Below are 26,182 nucleotides of genomic sequence, written 5' to 3'. Positions count from 1 at the left end.
ACCTTTCTATGGTTACCTATATTTACGCAAAAATGCTTACGTTTATAATACACTAAAAATATAAGTCAGTCTAGCGAATATTGATGTTGCCAACCAAGCTATAGATTGGAAGCAAGATAGCCGACACCATCGTACCAGCAACTATAGCTAAGAAGACCATTAGGACTGGTTCTATCGCCGTCGACAAAGCGTGAATTTCCTCATCAAGCTCATCTTCATAAACTTGAGCGGTCTTGCCCATCATCTCATCAATTTTACCCGATTGTTCACCGATTTTAATCATCTGCGGCACCATTGCTAGGAAATAATCTTCATTAGATAAAGAAGCTGAGAGCGCCTTACCGCCTTTAACCTTATCCGATGCGCGAAGTATGCTTTCACTAATAATCACGTTATTAACAGCGTCAGCCGTAATACGAAGCATATCAAGCATTGGCACGCCAGTTCTCAGAAGAACTTGACCAGTCCTGGCAAATCGAGCCATGTACATTTTCCTAAACATTCCTTTAAATAGCGGGACATTGAGCTTAAAGATGTCTTTAGTCCTAATTCCCTGTTCAGTTTTCAGATATTGTGCTAGGAAATAACCGCCGATAATCATTGCCAATATAACAAGCCACCAAAGACTACTAAAAAAGTTCGCCGTTTTAATCATCATAAGAGTTACAAATGGCAACCCCTTATTTAAGTCACGATACAGACCCTCAACTTGCGGAACAACTGTGAACAACATAAATCCGATAACCAAGATAATCACCACCAAGACAATTGACGGATACATCATAGCGCCTCTAATTTTACTCATCATAGCAGCTTCTTTTTCCTGCTGAACAGCTAACCTCTTAAGCGAATCATCCATCGTACCTGACGTCTCACCGGCCGAAACCAAAGCTACATAAACTTTATTGAAAGCTTCTGGATGCTTTGCGAACGAATCAGACAAGGATTTGCCGCCTTCAACGTCAGAGATAATTTCCTGGACTATTTCCTGCATACGCTTATTCGTAGTCTGCTCTTGAACTGTTCGAAGGCTTTGCGCCAAAGGTAGTCCTGCCCCAATAAGGGTCGCTAGCTGACGAGTAAACACAACCTTGTCCTTAGCGGTGATTCTACCAGAAAACCTCGCAAAGAAATTTGTTTTATCGTCTTGTAATTCAATTTTTAACGGCACAAAGCCCTGAGCCGTCAAGAGCTTTGCAGCAGCGTTTTCACTATCAGCCTGAACAACTGATTTAACGATTTTGTTACTTGCGCTATCTCTGGCTTCATAATTGTATTTTTTCATTTATTACCCCCTCATCAACCTCTCAAATTCCGTCAAATCGACAGCAAATTCACGAGCACTATCATACGTAATCGTACCGTTCTGCACCAAATTAGCCAAAGTTCGATCCATCGTCTGCATTCCCTGGTCAGCACCAGTCTGAATCACGGCATCCAATTGGTGAGATTTACCTTCGCGAATAATGTTGCGCACCGCTGGATTAGCAATCAAAACCTCTGCCGCCACAACTCGTCCACCGCCGATAGCTGGGACTAGTCGCTGCGAACAAATTGCCATCAAAATATTACTGAGCTGAGCGCGAATCTGTGGTTGTTGGTGTGGCGGGAACACGTCAATCATACGGTCAATTGATTGTGCGGCGGAGTTCGTGTGTAGCGTTGCAAACACCAAGTGTCCAGTTTCGGCAATTGTAATCGCTGCTGAAATCGTCTCGAGGTCGCGCATCTCACCAATCAACACAACATCTGGGTCTTGGCGAAGACTCGAACGCAAAGCCGCAGAGAACGAATAGGTATCGTAGTGAACTTCCCGCTGAACTACCACTGATTTTTTCGACTTGTGAGTAAACTCGATAGGGTCTTCAATGGTAATAATATGCTGTGAGCGCTCAGAATTAATTTTATCAACCAATGCCGCCAAAGTCGTTGACTTACCGGAACCAGTTGGACCAGTGACCAACACTAAACCGCGAGGAAAATCCGCAAACGTATTAACAACTGGTGGCATACCCAGTTCAGACGCCGACTTAATTTCATTTGGAATCAAACGTAGGGCTGCAGCCAAATTGCCACGCTCATGGAAGGCGTTAACTCGGAATCGTCCCAGTGTACCAAACGCAAACGAAAAGTCGAATTCCTTATCTTTTAGCAAAATCTGTCGCTGATCTTCATCAAGAATCTGGAACACTAATCTCTCAACAGCGGGCTCGTCCAATGGCTGAGTTCCGGCAGCCGGCATAAGTGCGCCATCAATTCGCAACATTGGCGGCAAACCAACTTGAATATGAAGGTCCGAAGCTCGCTTCTTAACGACTTCTTCCAGCAAAATCTCAATTCGCAATTCTTGATTATTCATGTTTCCTCCTTTACGCGGTATCCGCCGCTACCCTATTAACTTCTTCTATTGTCGTTATTCCGTTCAACGCCTTCAGATAACCATCTTGACGCATCGTGATCATACCTTGTTGAATTGCCGTTCGCTGGATTTCCGCTGAGGTTGCGCGCTTAACAATCAAATTCTGAATTTCTTCAGTAATATCCATGACCTCATACAAACCAGCTCGACCAGCATAACCGCGAGGAGTTTGCGGCGTATCTTTTCCTTTTGCCAAGGCAAACGACGCCTGCGTCGCTAGTGGCAAACTTTCATATCCCAAATCTTGCGCGTATTGAGCAACCTGTTCCCTTGTTTGCGGCAATAATCCACCAACCGCTTCACGAATTGCCTGCGTTTCCAGCGGTGATGATTGATAAATATCTCGACGGCGAGCCACTCGCCTCACCAAACGCTGACCGATAATTGTGTTAACCGTACTGGCGATAAGAAACGGCTCAATTCCCATATCCAACAAACGCGGCAGCACACCAGCGGCGGAATTTGTGTGAAGTGTCGAGAAAACCAAGTGCCCCGTTAAAGCCGCCTGAATAGCCAAATTTGCTGTTTCATTATCACGAATCTCACCAACCATCACAATGTCTGGGTCTTGACGCAAAATTGAGCGCAGCCCAGAAGCAAACGTCAAGCCAACTTCCGCGTTCACCTGAATCTGATTGACACCATCCATCTTATACTCAACCGGATCTTCGAGCGTCACAATATTTACAGTGTCATCCTTAATCTCCTTGATCAACGCATACAAACTCGTTGACTTACCAGAACCAGTTGGGCCCGACGTTAAGATCATTCCATTTGGCCGCTTAATCCCCTTACGGATCGTTCTTAATGCACGCCCAGCGTAGCCCATATCTTCCAAATTGAAAGAACTTCCACTCTTATCAAGCAGACGAATAACCACCTGTTCACCCCAAACAACAGGAGAGATAGCGATACGAAGATCAACTTCTTTGCCTGCGACGTTAACCGCAAATTGACCATCCTGAGGAATTCGATGCTCGTCAATTTTCAGATTGGAAAGAATCTTAATTCGACTAACTAACGCCGGCTCAATACTCTTTGGGAGCTGTATAATCTCACGCAAAACACCGTCAACACGACAACGAATCTTCAAAGCCTTCTCTAATGGCTCAATATGCACATCGGATGCGTGACTCTTTACCGCGTATTCCAAAATTGTCGACAATGCTCGCGATATCGGTGAATCTTGGACAATCGTTTTAATATTGCCAGCTTCCGACAAAGATTCTTCCTGCGAAGCCTGTGCAGCCACATTAACAGATGACAAGTCAGTCTTATATTGATCCAAGACGTGACGAACACTCTCTTCTGAGGCCATGAAAACTTTTATCGGACGCTGGATGCGATTCGACAAATAGTCCACCGCTTGAACATTATTCGCGTCGATCATCGCTACCGCTAATCGGTTCTGAACTTCGGCCAGCGGCACGGCCATAAATCTCTCAGCAACATCGGACGGTAATAGAGATAAAATATCCTGACTAATAACACTATTCGACAGATTGACATACGGCACGCCCGAAACTTGAGCCACACCATGAACCAGTAGTTCATTATCAAGCAGCCCCTCTTCGCTAAGCAAACTAAATAACGGCTTGCCACTCTCAGAGGCGCGCTTTAAGGCATCATCAATGACAGACTTCTCAATAAGCCCCTCGTTTACGAGCAGCTCGATCAACTTATCTTGGATGTCGTCCGTCAGTAAAGCCATTTACACCCCTTCTCTATTTGGCTGCATCTTGACCTACGAATATTTCAACAGTTGGATTTATCGCATTATTATTAAAAATCGCTGGGTTTGGTTTTTCGACGTCAGGTGATATTTCTCGAATAGTCTGTACTTTTGTGCCAGATTCTGGGACTTTTAAGAACGAGATGTTAGAGGCGACAATATAGCCGATTGCCACACCTACACCCGCGATCAATATTACCATTGCTATGTCTGTTTTCTTCATGGCTTAACCACCTTATTCTCTAATTGTATTGTTTGTGCTGGCTCGTAATAAGCGACACCTCGAACCACCAAACTCAATCTATCCTCATTTCGCTGGATTTCCACGGTCTTTAGGTCAATAACTCGAATAGACGCCTCTAACTTAGTTAACAATTCTTTTAATTTTTCAGCCGGACCGCTCACTTCCATAGTAAATGATATGGCGTTTTCAGATGCTGACTCAGAGCTTTCACTATCAGATCCAGATTGAGCAACGGTCAGGTTTTGAATAGTCACACCGGTAGTTGTGTCGATAAATTTATTCTTCAATGAAGCACCAAGAGCGTCGGCGTTCGCATTATCCGGCAATGCATCCAGTATCGTCTGAAGAGCATTACTTTCGCTACTTGATTTTATAGAGTTAAGAGCAGTGTTCGTGTCTAAAACTCGGATATTCTTCTTTAATTCATCAACTGATGACAAGTTTTTATCTAGACGAGAAATCGTATTTTGCTTCTCCAAAAGAATCTTCGAATGAAATACAATTTGCTGCACCAAAAATATACTCACAACAAGCGCAATTCCAGCCAAAAATGCCGCAGAAGCCACAAAAATAAACATAGTCTTTTTCGATGAGTCAATCTGTTGCCGCTTGCGTATTGCAACTTCTTTATTATCGGTCGCCATTATTTCTTCTCCTGTTTTTTCGAGTTACTCTTAAACAAGCTATCCGGGATTCCCTGACGTGAGTCCGTAACATCAACCTTACCAGTCGGCGTCAATACGGAAACTGTACCATTATTTGCAGGCGCTAGTAATTCTTCTGCGTATTCAAACGAGAACGAGAATTGTAACACTTTTTTACCTTCTGAATTCTCTCCAAAACTAGTATCGCCATCTTTTATCTCCTTAGTCAGACTAACCTCGGAACTTTTATCGCCATCAGTAGTCTGAACTTTCGTATTCAAGATGGTTTTCTTTAAAGTCTCTAACGCACTATAGCCATTAACCGCGCTACCCTCCAGAGTAATAGTTTTTGACCCAGGATTAACTTTTATATCCGAAAAACTAACATTATTTGGTGCAACTGGATTAACCGCCGTTACAACATCAAAGATCCTTGAATTAAGCTTCTTTCCAGAATGCTGCTCATTGATCTTTGTTAATTGATGTTGAATCGTTACAACCTTATTTAGATCTTCGACCGCCATCAATTTATCGTTTCTATCTTTAATAACTCCGTTCTGGACCGCCTCGGCTGCAATTTGGCTGCCCAAAATCAACGCCAAAACAACTACTGCCGCAATCGAAGCACCGCCCACTAAGAACGATATCGAAATAACCCGATTGCGCATAACCCGAGTCTTCAATAGCTCGCGCTTAACGTTTGGGAGAAGATTTATCTCAATCATGACATATTACTCCTTTGTGCCAGACCTACGGCAATAGCGAATTCTGAAGCAATCGGCGCCAATTGCTGTTGATCTGACTGAGAAACTTGAACACGCTGCCACGGATCTGCGGCAATTGACTGAACTCCAGTTTTATTCATCACATATCCATCAAGTTGCGGAATAGCTGAACCAAACCCTGATAACAAAATTCCAGAAACTGCTACGCTTGGATATCGAGTTTGGAAAAACTTTATAGATTTCACCAGCTCTGAAGAAAAATTGTCGAGAGTTGAATCAATAGCCCTTAACACTTGACCATCTAACTTATCCGGCGCCAAACCAAATTTCAAAATAAATTGACGAGCTTGATCTTCCTGGACGCTAAGATTCTGAACCGCCGATCGAACCAAAGATGAAAGCCCAGTTGGAATCATACGAATAAGTCGCGGCGCTCCGTTGTAGACAACCGCCAAATCCGTTGAATTTTCGCCCATATTGATAATCAAACGCGCATCCTGAGAATCGGTAGCTGATAAAGAGCGAACCATAGCAATAGCGTTTGGCTCTTCGGCAATCACATTGAAGCCAAGATTTTCAACTAATTCCAGACGCTCTTCCGCATAAGACTTCGCTGTACTTGTCAGCAAAATCTCATACTGATTCTGAGCATGCAAACTATCACCCAATAAAGCCCAGTCAACTTCTGCCTCATCCAAAGACATTGGAATATATTGGTCAATTTGATACTTCATCATCGCCTTTAGTTCTTGCTCAGGAACTTTCGGCACATCAATAATAGTAGAAAACGTCTTATTTGACGGCAAACCAACAGCCACATTTGACGTCTTAATTCCGGCTTGACCAACGGCGGTCATAATAGCCTCACCCAAGCGTCGCTTAGACTCTGGAGAATCGCCGCTCGTTATCTTAGAATCAACTGGTGTATAACCGTAATGAGACAAACTCCATCCCGCGCCAGTACGAGACAATTGAACCACCCGCACCGCATTCGTATCGATGTCTAGTCCGAAGAATTCGCCCAACCCTTTTGCTAATTTCATAACTAATAACAATTATATACATTAGCGTTTTAATTTGCAAACTTTTAATATCTTGGCGGCAATTCACGAACATTCATCGTGCTAATCGCGCCAGTGTTTCGATAATTATTGTAAGCCCAAATATAAGTGTCAGCTCTCAAATTGATGATTTCTGCTGGAGTTCCAGGGTGCATATTCGGATCATTCTTTGCAGATGAAGCATGCTTTCCGCCGTACGTTCGTCGCAAGAACAAGCGTCCAGTTTTAATTGGCCCGTTAACCTTCAGCTGTTTACCGCAAGAAGATTCAGAAACTCCACTCAGCCAACTTCCGGCGCTAATTACTACGCCACAAGTACTAACATATCCGTCTTTCTGAGTAATCAACCAAGCATTCACTTCCCCAACCGAAGGCTCTATAATAATATTCTTCGCGTAGATAATTAGTTGTGGCAATTGGCGCACATCATTCGTGTCTGTGTATAGCAAATCGCCCGAAATTCTAACTACGCCCGAGGACTTTATGACTATACTCTTGCCTACGCTTAATTTTGACCCTGTTAAGGTTACGTTTCCAGCGTTATATTCACCCGTAGCTAAGCTGTTGACATCCACGTTACCAGAAACACTGCCCTTGACGCCACCAACCGACGGTAAAGTAAAATTATCTGGAACTGAACTGGTGCTGCTAAAATTACCAAACTTTGGAATATTGGCGAAAGTTAGCTTATTATAGTCACGTGGAGTTACTCCCGAGCGACCATTAAACGACGATGACAATCCAGCCCCCGAAGCCGAATCCGCCTTACCATTAGCAATAATTCCATATTCACCCCAAGAACCGTACACATTCTGATTTGTATAAGCCATCTTATAAGCCAATGATATATCCTCGATCAGTAGCCCCATATGTGACGGATTAGATTTTATGTAAATATCAATGAAGTTATTATTCTCATATAAAACAGTACCTGGTTGCGTTTCAGCAGTAAACCGGGAATTTCCAGCATAACCCGGAAAACCCCAACCGGAATACTGGGTTCCCTCAGGTCTTGCGCCGTTTTCATTACCCAACACCTTCATTTCATGACCATTAATTTTCACTCGAACATAGTTATCTACGGCTCCACTAAAACCAATCTCCAGCTTCTTAGCATCTTTTAGCTCTCCTAAATTAACACCTTTTAACCTAAAGACATACGTATTCGAGCACGAGATAACTTCTGCTATAGGGCGAGTATCATCCCGACAGTTTAGATTCGCTGGATCTGGTTTACTATTAGAATGCGTATGCCGACCAAAACTATTCATACTAATCCACTTCGCAGAGTCAGATGTTCTCCAAACGCCCCTCTTGCAATAACCAGGATTATAAACGAGCGATGCGTCACCAACTATATCGTGATACATAGAATCGGGTGTACATGTAATATAACCATCTCGCAATACATCGCCTCCACTAGGATTGCGCCACTGTGTCGTTACGACCGTTCTGGCTTGATAGTCGTCTTTTAGATTAGTTGCATCGCCATGGCAGCTCGGAAGATAATCTGGCTGTCCAGTAGACTTCTTATATGCTCTCTGGTTTCCATTGCCGCCATACTGATCCTCAGCACATACTATAGACCAGTGCGGATCAGCGTCGTTGCCACCCTTAAAGCCGTATTCGCCAGGGCTAAAGTGAACATCGCCTCCAATTTTATTACCATCTTTGTCTAAACCTGTACCCCACAGCCCCTTTGCTCGTATGGAGGTCTTATCTAGCTCAATACGGCTAAGATTCTCATCAGGAACATTCACATTATTTGATGTCTTGCTGGTAATAACCTCTTTATCTGTCTTAATATCACCGCCCCAAACTTGAACCTTTGGTCTTTTTGACGATCTGATACACTTAACCGCGTACCTAAAATCCGTCGAAGGCGCCGAACCGTTGTAATTACTGACCATAACCACATAACATAGGCTGTCGTTAGCACTTAGCTTAACCCTATCCAGATTATCTATCTGATTTGTAGCCACTGGAGTCTGACCGGTGTTTAATTGACTGCCAGTGTTTTGAACAATTTTTCCACACGCGCCACTATCAATATTTAAGCTATCTCTATATTGTCCTTTAATCAGTCGCACGACTGCACACGGCCAATCATTATCAGCAGTACCTCCAGGCAACGAAACCACATTACTCTTGCCCGTAAGCCCCGATACTTCAGCCCCTCTGACAACAAATCGCGCAAGTGCATACGAAGAATTTTGAGTTTTTGATGTGCCCTTATTATTCAACCCAGCATTTATTCCCTCAATTTTCGTGGCATTTTCTGCGTCAATGTAATCCGAGTTAACACTGACCGAGGGCTCTACGTCATAATCATATGGAACCTCTACGCATGCATACTGCGAATAGCCCCATCCCGAAACTGGCAAAGAATTCCGCTTGCTCCAATAGATTCGCTGACAGATACGCTTACCCATATCCTCTCTTTTAATGACTCGTGTATACATGAATTTATTTTTTCCAAGCTCGCCATGAAGATCCTCAAGCCGAGATTTACCGTTCAACACCTCCATAGAAGTAGTGCTATAATCCGCTGGATTGTTCATTCGCTTCCAAGCATAATCCTTCCAATCCGTCATAACGTTAAACCATCGAGGATCTTCATTATGCCAAGCCCCCCTGTCGTTCAGACTCGCGTCATTGTCCGACGGCTGATTTGAGCTTAAATCGAACACATCTTGCTGAACTCCAGTCACGACATTGTCAGTGGCTCCTCCGCTAACAAAAAGACTATGCCACCAATCAACCGTATCTCCGGGCTTCACATTCTTTAATCTCCCCGGAGCAACAGTCCAGTTAGATCCATAATTAGTGGTATCTGACGGATTAAATTGCTTAGTAACCCAAGATTTACCAGTTATCGTCCAATTTGGCGAGCTTGGCGCCGCGTACGTATAGATAAAAAAAGCCGTTACCGAAATAACTAAAGCCACTACTATTGCCAGCATGCCCACCTTAGGCAATGAGTATTTTCTTCTCATGCTTATAATTATATCAAAGATTACGCAGATGATATAATAAATATATGAGTTTATCTATTGGAATCGTTGGCTTACCGAACGTCGGCAAATCGACACTTTTTAACGCTTTAACAAATAATGATATTTTGGCGGCTAATTATCCGTTTGCGACAATTGAGCCGAACACAGGAATTGTTCCCGTACCAGATAATCGCCTGCAAATTTTAGCCGATCTTTATCACGCGCAAAAAATTATTCCAGCTACCGTCACTTTCGTCGATATCGCTGGGCTAGTTGCTGGCGCATCCAAAGGTGAAGGTTTGGGCAATAAGTTTCTACACAACATCAGAGAGTGTGACGCGATTATTCATGTTGTTCGTGCATTTGAGAATTCAAAGATTCTGCGCCATGATGAAGCACCGATTAACCCTAAGAAAGACATTGAGGTTATAAATACCGAGCTGATTCTGGCCGATCTACAAACTCTTGAAAAACGCCTGCCTCAACTTCAAAAAGAAGCCAAAGCAAACCCAAAAGCTCGCCAAAAAGTTGAATATCTACAATCTTTAATCGACAATTTACAAAAAGGCGTACCAATTTCCGCCCTGTCAGATGTGGATTTTGAGGCAATTTCCGACCTACACCTTCTTACCGCCAAACCCGTCATTTACGCGTTTAATGTCGACGAGGAAGGATTGAACAATTCCGATCTACAGAGTCAATTGACCGAACTCGTAAGTCCCGCAAAAACCGTTTTTGTCTGCGCAAAACTGGAAGAAGAATTGAAGGGATTATCTGAAAATGACGCCAAAGAGTTATTAGAAAGCTACGGCGTCAAGGAAACTGGACTCGCCAAACTTATTCACGCGGCCTACGATACGCTCGGGCTACAAAGCTACTTAACTGCGGGCGAAAAAGAAGTCCGGGCTTGGACAATTCACAAGGGCTGGACTGCACCGCAAGCCGCGGGCGTTATTCATTCGGATTTTGAGCGCGGATTTATTGCCGCACAGATTGTTGATTTTAACGATTTAGTCGCAGCGGGATCGGAAGTTAAGGCTCGTGAAAACGGTAAAATTCGCACCGAAGGAAAAACCTACGTCATGCAACCGAATGACGTTGTTGAGTTTAGGTTTAACGTTTAGCTAATTTCAATTTGTAAAATCGCTCAAGATTGCCCTTACTGCCAGCCACTTCACTATCTTTTTTATCTAAGATAACAAAATACTTTTTCGCCCAATCTTCAAAATCGGATAAAATCTGTCGACGAACTTTATCGTTTTTAATAATTCCCTTATTAACCTGATGCCGCCCCGCTTCGAATTGAGGCTTCACCATAGCAACCAATATTGTATTTGTATTCATCAAATTTTCTGCCACGTGCGGCAAAATTTCCCTCAGAGATATAAACGACACGTCGCCCACAATAATATCAATTGCTTCATCAGCATAAAAATCACGAATATCGGTCTTTTCGTGGAGAGCAATTTTTGGATTCGGCCTCAAACTTGGATGGAGCTGATCCGTTCCAACATCAACAGCAAATACCTTTTTGGCGCCATGACGCAGTGAATAGTCAGTAAATCCGCCTGTACTCGAGCCGATGTCCAGAACGATTTTATCCTGAAAATTAAGATGAAAATACTCTGCCACGCTTGCTAGTTTTAAGCCAGCTCGCGAAACGTAAGTTTCCTTCTTCTCGAGCTTTATCTCGTCCGAATCAGATACCATAGTCCCTGATTTCTGGACAATTTTCTTATTCAAAAAAACATAGCCCAGGCGAATAAAATTATCCGCCTGAGACCTTGTTGTTGCCAAACCGCGCTCAACCAGAGCTTTATCTAATCGCTGTTTCATTAAATAGAGCTATTTCTTTCGTTCGCGATATTCACCAGTTGAAGTGTCAACGCTAATAATATCACCCTGCTTGATAAATGCTGGAACTTTGACAACTAGCCCTGTCTCCAAAGTAGCGTCTTTTAACACAGATGAAGTCGTATCGCCCTTAACCACATCTTCCGTGTAGGTAACTTCCAGATATTTATTCTTTGGTAGTTCAACGTTAATCACTCGACCGTCGAAGAATTGGAGGCTTAATTCGTCGCCTTCTTTCAGGTATTTACTAGCGTCGTCCACGATTTCCGCAGCCAGCTCAAATTGCTCAAAGCTAGTCGGGTCCATGAAATAGAACTTGTCACCATCGTTATACAAATATTGCGCAGTTTTGTTATTTACTTCCGCAGCTTCGATTCGCTCTTGACCCTTGAAAGTCTTTGGAATAACACTTCCGTCAATTAGGTTTTTCAATTTCACGTTAACAATCGAACCGCCACGACCCATAACTTTTTGGCCGTATTCTACGACGCGATATGGCTTGCCGTCAATTTGACAAACTACGCCTTTTTTCAAATCAGTTGGCTGATACATATTTTCTCCTTTTCAATAAAATATCTCGCTGCCAAATATGTAATAGCAACGAGATATTGCGCATTAAACGTTCCTAGTTGCTGCTGACAAATGGTAACAAAGCCAAGTGGCGAGCACGCTTAATTGCTACTGCCAAGCTTCGCTGTTGCTTTTCGCTCAAACCAGTCTTGCTGATTGGCTCGATTTGACCGTAAACATTGATGTAACGTTGCAAAGTTTTTACATCTTTATAGTCAAAAATAATCGGTAGATTTTTCTTCAATTGTGCCATTTTAATCTCCTTATTAGAATGGAATTTCGCTTAGGTCAATTGGCTTATCGTCAATTTCCGTTACGACTTCCTCTTTTTTAGTAGTCTTTGGTGCTGCAGAACCTGAATTGTCGCCGCTTGGACCGTCTAAGAACGTTACATCTGAAGCAGTGACTTCAATTCGACTCTGTCTTTTACCGGTATCCTTATCTTCCCAGCTATCCTGTCGCAGTCGTCCTTGGATTAAAACCCGACGACCTTTACTTAGATATTGCATTACCAAATCACCAAGTTTATCCCAGGCTGTGATATTGAAAAAGTCAGCCTGATCGTCTTGAGATTGTCGATCAACAGCAATACTGAAGCTAACCACGTTCTTGCCAGAAGCGGTTGTTCGCTGTTCTGGATCGCGTGTCAATCTACCCAACAAAATCACTTGATTGATACTTCGTGCCATATTCTATCCCCTCTTTTACCTTACGGCAGTTAGGCTTATTTACTTGATTCGCTTGAATCAGCTTCTTCGTTGCGTGCTTTTTGCTCGCTTAATGCTTGACGAGTTTTTTCATCAGTTTTTACCAATAGGTAGCGCAAGACTTCGTCAGTAATATTAAGCGTATTTGAAATCTTCAACAAAGCTGGTGCTGGCAATTTAACCTCAAAACAAACGTAAACTGCAAAATCTTCACGCTTGATTGTGTAGGCCAATTTTTTCTTGCCCCAGTTATCTTCTTTGATAATTTCACCACCGTTAGCAGTGATTAAACCACGTACCTTATCCAACGCTGAATCTAGATTAGCCTCTAAATCCGGGTGAATAAGAACAGTTAGTTCGTATTCGTTCATGTTTCCTCCTCTGGAATCCATTTACGGATGCTTACGCTGTCTCACGTAAGCTTAGGTTAATATTCAATTGCTATTATATCACTAAACAGCCAATATTGCCAATCTCACTACTGATAAGTCGCAACAATTACTATTCCGCCAGCAATTCATCAAGCTCTTCTGGACTAGAAATCAAAACTTCGCGCGGCTTAGAACCATTCTGCGGACCAATGATTCCCCGCTCTTCCATCTCTTCGATGATTCGAGCGGCTCGTTGATAACCAATTCCCAGGCGCGTCTGCAGCATACTCGTCGAGGCCTTGCGTCGTTCAACCACCACACGAACCGCGTCCTTAAACTTATCGTCGCCGCCTTCCGATAAGTCCATCACGACGCCACCCTTGCCATCCAATTGAACTGGCTGAGCCACCACTTCGTCGTTGTACTGCGGAGCCATCTGCATACGCAAATGATCGGCAATTTTATTCACCTCGTCATCTGTCACCCAGGCGCCCTGAATACGTTTTGGTTTACTCATGCTTGTTACGTAAAATAGCATATCTCCTTGACCTAATAGTTTTTCAGCACCAGATTGGTCTAAGATCGTAATACTGTCAACTTGACTAGCCACCGTAAAGGCAATTCGCGCTGGAACGTTCGCCTTAATCAAACCAGTAATCACGTTTACGCTAGGACGCTGCGTCGCCAATACCAAATGAATACCAACCGCTCGCGATTTCTGCGCCAATCGAACAATTAACGTCTCAACATCCTTTTTAGCCATCATCATGAGATCAGACATCTCGTCCACCACAATCACGATATACGGCATCGATCCATCTTCATGCTCCTGAACATTGCCATTTTCATCAGCAATCGCAATCTTCTTAGCGCGCGACTGCAGCCTCTTGTTGTATTCTTTAATATTACGGATTTTCTCGCCCGCCAACAATTTGTAGCGTCGCTCCATCTCATTCACCGCCCACTTCAAGGCTGAAATGGTCTTCTCTGGTTCATTAATAACTGGCGTAAGAAGGTGCGGAATATCAGCATACGGCGCCATTTCAACTTGTTTCGGGTCAACCAAAATCAACTTCATGTCACTCGGACTATTGCGGTACAGCAAGCTACACAGCAAGGTGTTAATCATCACAGACTTACCAGAACCCGTTTGTCCAGCAATCAACAAATGCGGCATCTTTCCCAGTTCACCCACAACAACTTGACCAGATATATCTTTACCAATTCCAAAACTCAAAGGATCACGAGCAGCAGCCCACTGTTTTGATGACAGCGTACTTCGCAGCCGCACCTCAGCAGCCTTACGGTTAGGCACTTCAATACCAACCGCTCGCTGACCAGGAATTGGCGCCTCAATCCTTAAACTTTGTGCCGCCAAATTAAGCGCAATATTAGTTTCCAGCGCCGTAATTCGCGTCAATTTAACCCCACTTGGTGGTCTTAGGGTGTATTGCGTGACTTTTGGACCAACATTAATGTCGCCCATCGCCGCCTCAATATTAAATTCAGCCAGCGTATCATGAATTATTTGAGCGTTCTGGCGCGTATCTCCAGCATCAGCACCGCTTTCGTTCTTCTCTAATAGATCCAAGCTTGGCGCTTCCCAATTAGGATCACGAGCTGCCACCAAAGCCTGTTCTTCATTGACCTTTTCTGGCTTCTCTACTTTCTTCAATAGACTCTTTTTCTCTTTGGCTGTATCAATTATTGGCACACCAGCGTTTAGCTTAATTTCTCCCAGGTCGGTCTTTTTCTCTTCTTCTGCTGGCTGAGCAATTGATGCCTTCTTCATAACAGAACGATTATCATCGTCCTCCTTGGTATTGCTCTTAATCATCTCCCAAAGTTTACTGAAAACTGTAAACGGTGACGTCTGGGTGATAAATAGAACCGTTATAAACGCCAAAACCAGATAAATAATCACCGCAATTGCCGAATCTACCATTTTCAAGGTTGCCGTGTTTAATATGTCGCCCACAAATCCACCAGAATTCGGATGCGAAGCCGTCTTCATTAGTCCAAACAATCCAGAAAACCACACAATTTCCAGAATTGCCGCAAATTTCACCACTGCAGGTAATTGATTCTCTTCTGCTCGGAAAGTCTCAACCGCCAAATAAATCAGCAATATCGGCAAGGCGTACGCAGTGTAACCAATAGTTTTTACAGTCGCCATATCAATCCATTGTAAAACTGGACCACCGACGCCAAACCACGATACGACGAGTAGTAGCGACAAAAGAATAAGCATCACCGCGCCAACTTGTGACCAAAAACCCACCGGCAAACTATGCTGCGGCTTGGTTGGTGCAGATTTTTTCGTACTCTTTCGTTTTTTTGCCATAATCGTTTTTATTATACACTGATTTTACACTTATTAACAGATGTAAAAATCAATTTATCACGCTTAGTATTATAGCACAATCCACCATTAAAATCAATCTAGAACCCTAGTACGGGCGAGCATTCTGTCGCTCCCTGGCTTTTGTGTCATTGGCTTCAGTATCTGGCACTTGGCGCTGCGGGAAACGGCGACGCGGCGCAGTTGGAAGAGTCATTTTTGACTCGCCCGAGGTGGGTTTCTTACCGCGCGCTGGCGATTTTGAAACAGAATGAGCTGGCGCACCTTCCGACTTTACAGACTTCAATCCACCAACTTCGTTTATCACCGGAATAACAATTGGTGTTCGGCGAGTCTGATCGTACAATATATGTGTAATCTCATCTTTAATTTCTTTTTTGATCACATCCAAATCATATTTGCCAGAAAAACTACGTGCCGCTTTTTGCTTCAAGTATTGGCGAATCATATTCATCAATTCTTCAGAGTCGCGCAAGTAAATAAATCCACGAGAAATAATGTCTGGGCTAGTCAATAATCGTCCTGTGCCGCGCTGTACGGTCAACACCACAACAAACATTCCCTCTTGCGACATGTGAATGCGGTCTTTCAGCACAACCTCAGAAACAATCGCACCAGTGTCATCATACATCACACCGCCAACATGAATTCGCCCAGCCTTCTTTGCCTGCCTTTCAATATCAATCTCAATAATATCTCCAGCATCACACACAAAAATATTCTTACGAGGAATTCCACATTCCTTTTCCGCCAATCTGGCATTATGCACCAACATATGGAATTCACCGTGAATTGGCATGTAGTAAGTCGGATTAAGTGCGTTGATCAACTTGACATGATCGTCATAATATCCATGACCCGACAAGTGCAATGGACCAACTCCCGTCAAGTGGGTTTTACCATTCTGAATAACATCAGAACCCTCACGCATCAGACCGTCAACCGTTCGCACCACGCTTTTTTCATTGCCAGGAATTGGGTTTGAGCTAAACACCACAACGTCCGAGCCCTTAATTTTCATATATTTATGAGCGCCCGTCGCCATGCGATTTAAGACGGCGTTAAATTCGCCCTGCGAGCCAGTACAAACTACGGCAATTTGATTATCTGGTAATTTAACAATATCTTCCATCTTCATGATGGTGTCTTTAGGAATCTTAATCGTCCCCGAACGCAGCGCCACTTCCAGGTTTTGAATCATCGAGAATCCAGCAAACGCCACCTTGCGTCCATGCTTATGTGCCTCTTCCAAAATTAATTGCAAGCGATGCACCTGCGACGAAAAACAACTTAAAATTACTCGACTATTACTAAACTTGTCCATCACCTGACCGATGGAATACTGAATATCAAACTCTGTGTGCGTGTGTGTGCCAGCCGACTCACAGTTGGTCGACTCGTTCATAAACATCAAAATGCCTTCTTTTGAAGCCACTTCCGTAAGTCGCTCAAGATCAAACTTTTGACCGTCAACTGGACTTTCCTCGAATCGCCAGTCACCAGAATCGACAATCACACCCATTGGAGTTCGAATAATCACCGCCGTAGAATCAGGAATCGAGTGGTTAACTCGCACCAACTCGATTGAAAAATGCTTAGAAACTTGAACAATTTCGTGACTCAGCGGATCCATCACTCGATAATCTGGCTTGAAATCCACTTCTGAATCGTCCATCGTTCGATCAAGCATGCCAATCGTAAACTTAGAGCCATAAACTGGCGCTGGAATACGATGAATAAAGTGACGGAACGAACCAATGTGGTCAAGGTGTCCGTGCGTAAATACGTGTGCCTTAATTTTATGCTTATTCTCTTCCAGCCAAGTAATATCCGGAGTGATGTAATTGATACCGGGATAATCGCTACCTGGGAACAGAAATCCCATATCTACGATGATAATCTCATCATCATATTCGATGGCGTTCATATTCTTACCAATTCCCATTTCGCCCACGCCACCAATCGGAATAATCCGAAGCTTCGGCTGACCGCCGCGAACGGGTTTTGGTTGCATTTTGGCGCTAAACTGCTCACCGCCATATCCGTTATAAACCGACTTATTTACAGGAATATCAATCAAGTGCTGTGAAGCCCTGAGATTAACGTTCTCGCTCGTTCGTCGCTGAGCTCTAAAAACCTCACCCTTACGAGTAGTTGTGCTATTCAAAACTGCATTGTTACTTTTCTTTGACTGCGGACGCTTGTTGGCGTCGTCTTTTTGCGGTGTTGCTAGTCGCCGCTGACCCATATTGTTATACTCCTTTTTTATTACAATATAATTCAAAAACCAGGTATAGAGGTGAACTGATGTAAATTCCTCTAGTTAGTACTCTTATATTAGCAAACCGCTCATTTTTTGTCAAAGTACAATGTTTTATAACAGAGGTCAATTAATCGTCGCCATCAACCGACGTGTGTGCGAATTTACGCTTGCCACGATAAGTGAAGAAGCCGATTGTCAATAAATTAGCCATCAACAAGAATCCAACCAAAACCCACATACTGCCGCCGTAAAATGCGTTATCTAGCCCACCAGAAATAGCCTGGCGCAATGCGCGAATCGAGTAAGTCATCGGCACTAGCGGATTAATTGCTTGGAAAAATCCGTTGGCAGTTTGAATTGGGAACGTTCCCTCGCTGGAACCCAATTGAAGCACCAAAAGAACCATCGCTAGGAATCGCCCTGGATTATCCAAAACAATCACCAAAAGCGACACAATCGACATATACGCAAACGACGTCAGATAAATTGCCCCGATGAAATGCGCTGGATGCTCTGGAGTTAGTCCTAAGAAAAACACCATCACCAACATCAAAATTGTTGCTTGCATAAAGGCCGCCACGCCAGCCACCGAAGCTTTAGATAGCCACCAACGAATCGCACTTTCCTGCTCAGAAAAAGTTTTGCGAATCGGATAAATAACATTCAGGACAATTGCTCCAACGAACAAACTTAGCGACAAAACATACGGCGACAAAGCATAGCCATAATTCGGAACATTGCCCTTTTCGGTCATTTCCGACTTCACTGGATTTGCAATTTGCTGCTGAGTCGTAGCGCCAGTTGGTTGAATTTTTATGCGATTAGAAGCGTCCGCCAATTTATTCGCCAGCGTATCTGCACCGCTTGCCAGCTGCGAAGTTCCATCAATTAACGCGCCCGAACGACTTTCTAATAAACTCGCGCCATTCGCCAATTTTTGACTGCCCGATTTTGCTTCGTTTAAGCCGTTTGTTAAGCTTGCTGAGCCTGCCAATAATTGATTATTTGCAAATCGCACGCTGTTATAGCCGTTAAATGCGGTGATTGCGTTTGGGGTCAATTGATTCACGCCGTTATTCAATGTAGAAACTCCAGCCTGAAGCTGCGTCTGTTGCGCCGATAGTTGCTGTTTTAGCGCTTGAAGGTCGTCACGTAGCGTCCCCATCTGCGCGATAATCGTCTGAGTTTTTGTGAATGCTTGATAAATATTGCTGATTTGCGGCAAACTTATCGTCGTAGAATCGCTACCAGAAGCGGCTGCTTGCGTGCCCAAAGTCCGCAAAGTATCGCCCGCCGCCGACAAGTCGGACTCCGAAGCTCGCATTGTTTGCGCCAAAGTTTGCATGCCCGTTTCTACCTTGTTTTGTTGAGCCACGAGCGCTGGCGATGGATTCCTCACGCTGGCGTTTAACTGATTTATGCCAGATTGCAATTGTTTCATTCCGTCAGATAATTGTGACAATTGAGATTCGGTCGGCAAATTGTTCGACAATTGCCCTAATCCCGCCTGCAATTTACGAGAACCGTCACTAAGTTGCGCCAATCCGCCAGTCAAGGATTGCTGATTTACCGCTAATTGCTTAACACCGCCAACGTATGTTTGTGTGCCAGATTGCAATCGCCCTAATCCATCGTGCAAAGTTGACGCGCCGTTAGCTGCCGTATCCAGTCCTATGCCAAGCTTGTCCAAATTCTCCAAAACCCCCTTAGCGTACGCCTGGGTGATTTGTTCAGACACCGAAGATTTAACCTTGGCGGCAGCTTGATTACTGACTAGCGAACCAATATAGTTTTTCGCTGGCGTGGTCGTAAAATTAATAACCGCTTGTTGAGGCTCAGATTCGGTAATTGACGCCGCTTTCTGCGAAAAGTCGGACGGAATAGTTACCACTGCATAAAAATGCCCGCTATTCACGCCTTCGTCTGCTTGTTGTTTGCTGACAAACTCCCAGCCCAAATCGTGATTATCTTTCAGTTTTTTCTCGACAGATTCGCCGACATTCAGTGATTTGCCATTTAAGCTGGCGCCCTTATCTTCGTTCACAAACGCCACCGGCAAGTTTTTTGTTTGTCCGTACGGATCCCAAATTGAGCCTAGGAAAAATCCACTATACAAAATTGGGATAAACGAAATCACAGCCATAGATATCAGCAATATTTTATTATTAAACAAATGCTTCCATTCGGCTCGTAACATCTTATTTTTAATCATGTGCAACCTCCTTTGCCACATCTTCCAGCGTCACAGTTTTCAAATATTCACTCCACTTTTCCTGCGCTTCAGAAAAAACCTTTTCTATCATATTCATGCCAATTTCCACCTGACGAGGACGCGATTGAAAAACTCTCTCAACAATTCCCTGAGGTTGGAAAAATGGCGATTCTCCCTCAATTGCAAGGACAACATCATGCAACGTAACTTCGTTCATTTTTCTTGCTAAAATAAATCCGCCGCCAGTTCCCTGCGTTGAAGTGATTAGCTTTGCTATTACCAATTTCCGACTAATTTTCTTCAAGTACGTCGGCGAAACCAGCATCTTTTCTGCCAGCGCATCATTAGTTACCGGCGTCGTCCTTTTCGGATCCGCCAGAATTGCCATAATGCAACACGCCTGTTCAACGGCTCCCGATAATCTCATACAAATCCTTTCTCGACTTAGATATAATAGATATCGACTATCCACTATACTACGCCTGGGAAACTTTTGCAAGCAATCGCCTGATTAAGCGTCGCTATTCTTTACGAACTCCACAGCCTGAATAAAATCGTCAATTAAAGTCTGACGCATACCGCCGTTATAAAGCGCGGCTGCTGGATGGTATAGAGGGATGACCACAAACTCTAGATCATGCAGACGCACTTTACGTGGACGACCGTGTTCTTTACTGATCTGCAATCCCGGAATAAATCCGCCGCCACTGTGCCGCCCTAAGGTCAAAATGGCCTTTGGCTGAATGATTTCTAATTGCCTGAGTAAATATGGCCAAAATTGTCGCTTTTCCTCCGGCAGTGGGTCGCGATTATTCGGTGGACGATATTTAACAATGTTGGTAATATACACATCTGAACGTTGCAGATCAGCAGACTTCAGCATTTCATCAAGGAATTTTCCCGCAGCACCAACGAACGGCTTACCCTGCAAATCTTCATTCTTCCCCGGCGCCTCGCCAATAAAAACGATACCGGCATCAGGATTTCCATCGCCCATAACTAATTGCGTCGCCTGATCCGCCAAATCCGGGCAAACCTTCTCTTTTACAATTTCTTCCGCCAACGTATCCAATTTAGCCTGCTTGTCCATATATTTATTCTATCAAAAAACGCCCCGCAAGAAACGAGGCGCTTCTGATATTTAGCAGAACTATTTATTTACCTTGTTTACCAGTATAGTTCCTAGATTATTTAATTCATCGCGAATTTCACCCTCTTCTGCTATTTTTTGTAGTCCTGAAGACCATTCGCGAGCAGTCTTCTGTATTGCGGTAAGAGTGTCGTAAAAATCACTGATATAGTTAGAGTCGTATTTTTTGTAATCAGATTTCATCTCAGCAACTTTTGGCAACATTTCTTCAAGTTTTTCCAATTGAGCAGTAAAATCCTTGACGAATTTCTTGTTATGCTCGTTCTTGATATCGGCATTTTTAAGATCCTGTCTAGCTTTCTTAACCGCACTCTCTAAGGTAGATATATTAGAGCTGTTGCTACTATCAGAAAAATCAGCTACTGCTGGAAGTATCTTTCCGTAAACTTCATCAAAAGCATCCACTGCAGAATCAAACTTACCTAGCTTATTTTTCAAAGCATCATACTTTTCACGAACCTCTTTGTCGCCAGTAATAGCCTTCATCTTGCCTAGCTCGCTTAATTTACCGTCAACTTCATCCTTTGTCGAGGCAAGTTTTTTACGAGTAGATTCTAGTGACGTCTTAGTTTCTGAAGTAGAAACATATGAAAGTGACGTCGAAGCTTTATTGTAAATTTCGATTGTATCGTTCACTTTGTCTACAGCAGCTTTATAATCCGCCTTGCTTGGACCACTTAGTAGCAAGACGGCTAGGACTACACCAACGATAATTACGACTAGTCCAACTATTCCGCCGATGATTCCCCACATGGCACCTTTGCTCATTTTCTTTTTTGGTGGCATCTGGTATGGAGTTCCCATGACTGGTTGTTGTGGGAATTGTTGTTGTGGCTGTTGTGGAGCCTGCTGGAATTGTGGCTGAGGCGGCACTTGAGGTTTATTATTGTTACTATTGTCCATAAAATTCCCTCCTAAAATTACGCTTTCGCTATTATATATTTACAAACCAATCATCGTCAAATTGATCTTACCGCGCTCGTCAATTCCAGTAATTTTCACGCGAACAGTTTGCCCTTCTTTCACAACATCAGTCACTTTTTCAACTCGATGTTCTGCCAATTTCGAAATATGAACCATTCCGTCAATGCCAGGAAGTATATTCACAAACGCGCCAAAATCTTTAATGCCAACAACTTTACCTTCGTAAATCTTGCCGACTTCTGGCTCCTCAACCAGACTCTTAATCCAGTTCATAGCCTTTTCAATCGACGCGCCGTCTGGGCTAGCCACAGTAATCAAACCATCTTCCTTAATATCAATTTCAGCGCCAGTTTCCGAAGTAATCTTATTGATCGTCTCACCACCCTTACCGATAATTACGCCAATCTTATCTGGGTCAATCTTAATCTTCTCAATTCGTGGCGCATACGGACTGAGCGACTTACGAGGCTCTGGAAGAACGCTGAGCATATGCTCCAAAATGTGTGCACGTCCCGCTTTGCTCTGCTCAATCGCTTGACGTAAAACCGCCACCGGTAGTCCATGAACCTTCATGTCCATTTGAAGAGCTGTAATACCTTTTGAAGTACCAGTAACCTTAAAGTCCATATCTCCAGCAAAGTCCTCAGCGTCAGCGATATCGCTCAGCACATACGGAGTATCGCCGTCCATCATTAGACCCATCGCAATTCCACTCACGGGGGCTGAGATTGGTACGCCAGCATCCATCAACGCCAAGCAGCTAGAACAAGTCGCCGCCATCGAAGTTGAACCGTTCTGGCTCATAATCTCGGTAACTGAGCGAATAGCGTATGGAAAATCTTCTTCAGTTGGCAAAACTGGAAGCAAAGCACGTTCCGCCAAATATCCGTGACCAATTTCACGTCGACCCGGACTGCCCATTCGCTTAACTTCGCCAACCGTATAGCCCGGCGCATTGTAATGATGCATATAACGTCGCTCACCGTCGGTAATTTCCATAGTGTCAATCAATTGCGAATAACTAAGCGGCGCCAAAGTAACAATGTTCATTCCTTGAGTCACACCACGCGTAAACAAACTGGAACCGTGAGCGCGCGGCAAGAATCCAACTTCTGAGCTAAGCGGACGAATCTCGGTCAGTTGTCGACCGTCAGGACGAACTCGCTCAGCAACAATTCCCCGGCGAACATCTTTATGTAAAGCCAAAGTAAACGCTTCGTCATAATCACCACGAACTTCGCTATATCCTTCCTCGTCCAGTCCCAATTTTTCCGCCATCGCCTCATGGAACTCAGCGCGAATTTCGCTTATCATTTCATTGCGCTCTGGATATGGACGACGGATTTTCTCACCAAATTTCCCATCAGCCCACGCGTTAACCGTTTGCTGAATTGATTCATCTGGCAAAATTAGATCATATTCCTGCTGTGCTGGCGCAACTTTTTCCGCCAATTCGCGTTGCAAGGCAATCGCTGGCTGCATCATCTGGTGAGCCCACGCCATCGCATCAACGATAACGTCCTCCGAAACTTCTTTAGCGCCAGCCTCGACCATTGTTATACCGCTTTCAATACCAGCTACAACCAAATCAAGATCCGACTTTTCGCGCTCTTCTGAAGTTAAGAACGCCTTAAATTCACCATTCACTCGACCCACGCGCAGACCAGCCACTGGACCGTCAAACGGCGTACCGGTTAACATTAACGCACTAGACGCTGCGATCATTGCAATCACATCTGGGCGGAAACTCGGATCCATGCTCAAAACAGTTGCAACAACTTGCACTTCTTGGCGATAACCCTTCGGGAAAAGCGGACGGATCGGACGATCAATCAATCGACCAATCAACACAGCTTCATCGCTTGGGCGACCTTCACGCTTGATAAATCGGCTGCCAGAAATCTTACCTGCAGCATAAAACTTTTCTTCATAATCAATCGACAATGGAAAATAATCCAATTGCACTGGACGCGGACTAACCTGAGCGCTACCCAAAACTACAGTGTCGCCGTAACGCACCAAAACGCTACCAGTCGTCCTAAAGCCGACGCGATTCACTTCTAAAGTCAGCGGCCGACCACAAAAATCAGTGGTAACACTAAAAATCTCCTTGCCGCTTGGATTGATAATACTCATAAAGAGCTCCTTTCTTGCGGTAGTAACAGGGATGAAATTACTTGGCAATTTAGTCGTCTCATCTCTATCACTTCCGCGTTACAAATTGCTCCTTATATTATACTAAAACCTCAACCCAAACGCCAGCCGCGAGCGCACTTAACATAACCCTATTAACAGATGAGTGTGCTATAATTTATTCATGTCACTTCAGCTAGATTCAGTAAAAAATCGCCAGAAAAGCTGGAAAAGCTATATCTTAACTATAATCGCAATCTTAATGATTCTTGGCGGAGTTTATTTGCTTGCTCTCATCAGCACGCCCCTTATTTTGTCGCAAAACATTAACCCAAAAGACAACCACACCACTCAGCTCATCACTAAAACTGAGAATAAAATTACCGAAAATCGACTTTATATACCGAAAATCGACATAAATTTGCCTTATAGTACTGGCGGCGCCGAAACAATGGAGCGTGGCGCATGGTGGCGTAAACCAGAAAATGGCAGTCCAAAGGATGGTGGCAATTTTGTCTTATCTGCACACCGTTTTATTATGGGATTAACTCCTCAGCAGACGCTCAGAAAATCACCTTTTTATAATATCGATAAATTAACTGTCGGCGATGAAATTATCATTGACTATAACGGCGTGCGTTACAATTACGTCATCAGCGAAAAACAAAGCGTTAAACCAGATGCCGTAGAAATCGAACAACGCACAGATCAGCCACAATTAACTCTTTATTCCTGTACTTTGGGTGGCGCAAACGACGGACGAGATGTGATTATCGCCAAATTGAAAAAATAGCCAGAACAACAAAAATCCCCTTTTCGTCAAAGGGGATTTAAGCAGTTTTTAACGTAAACTATTTACGCAAACCTAATTTGGCAACAACTGCTTTGTAAGACTCAAAATCAGTTCGCTCCAAATATTTCAGCAAACGCTTGCGCTTACCAACCATTTGGATCAAGCCGCGACGAGCCATGAAGTCGTGCTTATTCGCCTTCAAATGCTCCGTGACTTCTTTGATACGAGCCGTCAAAACTGACACCTGAGCTTGTGGGCTACCGACGTCGTTTTTATTGACCTGAGTCAAAGCAATTGCTTTCGCTTTATTCTCTTTGCTAATCATAGCCCTGTAATTATACCAAGCTTCTCTGTTTTTTGCAATTAGCTAGTAATTCCAAAGTCCGCCAGAGTCTTTGCTTCGTCGATAGAATAGTCGGCAATTTTTGTGCGACGCAAATTCTCACAATACGCGCCCGTCCCTAGTTTCTCGCCAATATCCACCGCCAACGTTCGAATATAAGTTCCGCTTGAAACGTGAGTTCTGATCTTTAATTTGGGATATTCGTATGTCAATAACTCTAACGAATAAATTTCTATCACACGCTTAGGAATCTCAACTTGTTTACCTTCGCGCGCCAATTTATACGCTCTTTCACCGTTAATTTTTATCGCGCTAAAAATCGGCGGCGTCTGCTCAATTTTTCCCATAAATTGACCGATTACCCGCTGAACTTCTTTTAAACTCGGCTCACAATCAGACACATCAGTAATTTCGCCTTCTGGGTCGCCCGTCGAACTATTCTTGCCCAGAATAATTTCCGCCTCGTACCACTTATCTAACTTAGTGAAAGCTTCAGCTTCGCGGCATTTCTTTCCAGTCACAATAATCATTAGCCCAGTAGCAAACGGATCAAGCGTACCTGTGTGACCAACCTTCACCTTCTTTCCCGCCCGATTAGATAAAACTCGTCGCAAGCGCGCTACTACCCCAAAGCTAGTCATTCCCTGAGGTTTGTCTATGAGAATCACTTCGTCCATCA

Annotated in this window: 24 protein-coding genes; 2 read left to right on the top strand and 22 right to left on the bottom strand. The window is 43.8% G+C overall.

Features of this window, described 5'->3' with window-relative positions; translation table 11 throughout:
* Nucleotides 1-70 precede the first annotated feature (70 nt).
* Genes LRM41_RS00255 through LRM41_RS00220 form a run of 8 tightly spaced genes read right to left on the bottom strand, consistent with a single transcriptional unit; the run spans nt 71 to nt 9,821 of the window.
* On the bottom strand, nt 71-1,285 hold the full coding sequence (locus LRM41_RS00255; protein WP_243818981.1) for a type II secretion system F family protein: 1,215 nt from the start codon (nt 1,283-1,285) through the stop codon (nt 71-73).
* A gap of 3 nt (nt 1,286-1,288) precedes the next feature.
* The gene (locus LRM41_RS00250; protein WP_243818980.1) at nt 1,289-2,359 is read right to left on the bottom strand and encodes a type IV pilus twitching motility protein PilT; all 1,071 of its coding nucleotides are present in this window, start codon (nt 2,357-2,359) and stop codon (nt 1,289-1,291) included.
* A gap of 10 nt (nt 2,360-2,369) precedes the next feature.
* The gene (locus LRM41_RS00245; protein ID WP_243818979.1) at nt 2,370-4,130 is read right to left on the bottom strand and encodes a GspE/PulE family protein; all 1,761 of its coding nucleotides are present in this window, start codon (nt 4,128-4,130) and stop codon (nt 2,370-2,372) included.
* A 13-nt stretch (nt 4,131-4,143) separates the two neighbouring features.
* A complete protein-coding gene (locus LRM41_RS00240; RefSeq protein WP_129636905.1) occupies nt 4,144-4,374 on the bottom strand; it encodes a hypothetical protein in 231 nt (76 codons plus the stop codon).
* On the bottom strand, nt 4,371-5,039 hold the full coding sequence (locus tag LRM41_RS00235; RefSeq protein WP_243818978.1) for a hypothetical protein: 669 nt from the start codon (nt 5,037-5,039) through the stop codon (nt 4,371-4,373). The genes LRM41_RS00240 and LRM41_RS00235 overlap by 4 nt, the downstream gene beginning before the upstream one ends.
* Nucleotides 5,039-5,764: a PilN domain-containing protein gene (locus LRM41_RS00230; protein WP_243818977.1), complete on the bottom strand. Its 726-nt coding sequence runs from the start codon at nt 5,762-5,764 to the stop codon at nt 5,039-5,041. The genes LRM41_RS00235 and LRM41_RS00230 overlap by 1 nt, the downstream gene beginning before the upstream one ends.
* On the bottom strand, nt 5,761-6,807 hold the full coding sequence (gene pilM, locus LRM41_RS00225) for a type IV pilus assembly protein PilM (RefSeq protein ID WP_243818976.1): 1,047 nt from the start codon (nt 6,805-6,807) through the stop codon (nt 5,761-5,763). Before pilM ends, LRM41_RS00230 begins: the two co-directional genes overlap by 4 nt.
* Before the next feature lie 44 nt (nt 6,808-6,851).
* Nucleotides 6,852-9,821: a hypothetical protein gene (locus tag LRM41_RS00220; protein ID WP_243818975.1), complete on the bottom strand. Its 2,970-nt coding sequence runs from the start codon at nt 9,819-9,821 to the stop codon at nt 6,852-6,854.
* Between the two features lie 44 nt (nt 9,822-9,865).
* Here LRM41_RS00220 and ychF point away from each other — a divergent pair, with 44 nt between their 5' ends.
* Complete coding sequence (ychF, locus tag LRM41_RS00215; RefSeq protein WP_243818974.1) at nt 9,866-10,945, top strand: redox-regulated ATPase YchF; 1,080 nt, start codon at nt 9,866-9,868, stop codon at nt 10,943-10,945.
* On the opposite strand, the gene LRM41_RS00210 is transcribed toward ychF, so the two are convergent.
* The 12 genes from LRM41_RS00210 to LRM41_RS00155 form a co-directional block, all read right to left on the bottom strand.
* Nucleotides 10,935-11,657: a TlyA family RNA methyltransferase gene (locus tag LRM41_RS00210; protein ID WP_243818973.1), complete on the bottom strand. Its 723-nt coding sequence runs from the start codon at nt 11,655-11,657 to the stop codon at nt 10,935-10,937. The genes ychF and LRM41_RS00210 overlap by 11 nt on opposite strands.
* A 9-nt stretch (nt 11,658-11,666) precedes the next feature.
* Complete coding sequence (efp, locus tag LRM41_RS00205) at nt 11,667-12,227, bottom strand: elongation factor P (protein WP_129632170.1); 561 nt, start codon at nt 12,225-12,227, stop codon at nt 11,667-11,669.
* 73 nt (nt 12,228-12,300) lie between these two features.
* On the bottom strand, nt 12,301-12,498 hold the full coding sequence (rpsR, locus tag LRM41_RS00200) for a 30S ribosomal protein S18 (RefSeq protein WP_243818972.1): 198 nt from the start codon (nt 12,496-12,498) through the stop codon (nt 12,301-12,303).
* A 13-nt stretch (nt 12,499-12,511) separates the two neighbouring features.
* On the bottom strand, nt 12,512-12,934 hold the full coding sequence (locus LRM41_RS00195; RefSeq protein ID WP_129634765.1) for a single-stranded DNA-binding protein: 423 nt from the start codon (nt 12,932-12,934) through the stop codon (nt 12,512-12,514).
* A 35-nt stretch (nt 12,935-12,969) separates the two neighbouring features.
* The gene (gene rpsF / locus LRM41_RS00190; RefSeq protein WP_243818971.1) at nt 12,970-13,323 is read right to left on the bottom strand and encodes a 30S ribosomal protein S6; all 354 of its coding nucleotides are present in this window, start codon (nt 13,321-13,323) and stop codon (nt 12,970-12,972) included.
* Nucleotides 13,324-13,453: 130 nt separating this feature from the next.
* Entirely contained in the window at nt 13,454-15,667 is a 2,214-nt protein-coding gene (locus LRM41_RS00185) for an FtsK/SpoIIIE family DNA translocase (RefSeq protein ID WP_243818970.1), read from the bottom strand.
* A gap of 106 nt (nt 15,668-15,773) precedes the next feature.
* A complete protein-coding gene (locus LRM41_RS00180; protein ID WP_243818969.1) occupies nt 15,774-17,933 on the bottom strand; it encodes a ribonuclease J in 2,160 nt (719 codons plus the stop codon).
* Nucleotides 17,934-18,075: 142 nt separating this feature from the next.
* Nucleotides 18,076-20,160, bottom strand: a complete 2,085-nt coding sequence (locus LRM41_RS00175) for a YhgE/Pip domain-containing protein (RefSeq protein ID WP_243818968.1) — start codon at nt 20,158-20,160, stop codon at nt 18,076-18,078.
* A complete protein-coding gene (locus LRM41_RS00170; RefSeq protein WP_129632149.1) occupies nt 20,153-20,587 on the bottom strand; it encodes an RrF2 family transcriptional regulator in 435 nt (144 codons plus the stop codon). The genes LRM41_RS00175 and LRM41_RS00170 overlap by 8 nt, the downstream gene beginning before the upstream one ends.
* An 84-nt stretch (nt 20,588-20,671) precedes the next feature.
* Nucleotides 20,672-21,250, bottom strand: coding sequence for a uracil-DNA glycosylase (locus tag LRM41_RS00165; RefSeq protein WP_243818966.1), 579 nt, complete (start codon nt 21,248-21,250; stop codon nt 20,672-20,674).
* Between the two features lie 60 nt (nt 21,251-21,310).
* Nucleotides 21,311-22,213, bottom strand: a complete 903-nt coding sequence (locus LRM41_RS00160) for a hypothetical protein (protein WP_243818965.1) — start codon at nt 22,211-22,213, stop codon at nt 21,311-21,313.
* A gap of 39 nt (nt 22,214-22,252) precedes the next feature.
* Entirely contained in the window at nt 22,253-24,370 is a 2,118-nt protein-coding gene (locus LRM41_RS00155) for a polyribonucleotide nucleotidyltransferase (RefSeq protein ID WP_243818964.1), read from the bottom strand.
* A 181-nt stretch (nt 24,371-24,551) separates the two neighbouring features.
* On the opposite strand from LRM41_RS00155, the gene LRM41_RS00150 reads away from it, so the two are divergent.
* Nucleotides 24,552-25,160, top strand: coding sequence for a sortase (locus LRM41_RS00150; protein WP_243818963.1), 609 nt, complete (start codon nt 24,552-24,554; stop codon nt 25,158-25,160).
* A gap of 58 nt (nt 25,161-25,218) precedes the next feature.
* Here LRM41_RS00150 and rpsO read toward each other — a convergent pair whose 3' ends face one another.
* Nucleotides 25,219-25,485: a 30S ribosomal protein S15 gene (gene rpsO, locus LRM41_RS00145; RefSeq protein WP_129632131.1), complete on the bottom strand. Its 267-nt coding sequence runs from the start codon at nt 25,483-25,485 to the stop codon at nt 25,219-25,221.
* A gap of 38 nt (nt 25,486-25,523) precedes the next feature.
* Nucleotides 25,524-26,180 (bottom strand): tRNA pseudouridine(55) synthase TruB, encoded by a 657-nt coding sequence (truB, locus tag LRM41_RS00140; RefSeq protein ID WP_243818962.1) that lies wholly within the window; start codon nt 26,178-26,180, stop codon nt 25,524-25,526.
* Nucleotides 26,181-26,182 lie beyond the last annotated feature (2 nt).

The sequence above is a fragment of the Candidatus Nanosynbacter sp. TM7-087 genome (genome assembly GCF_022828365.1).
In the GTDB taxonomy this organism is placed as follows: Bacteria; Patescibacteriota; Saccharimonadia; order Saccharimonadales; family Saccharimonadaceae; genus Nanosynbacter.
Note: the sequence above shows the minus strand (reverse complement) of the source record. Positions and strands in the feature narration are given on the sequence as shown.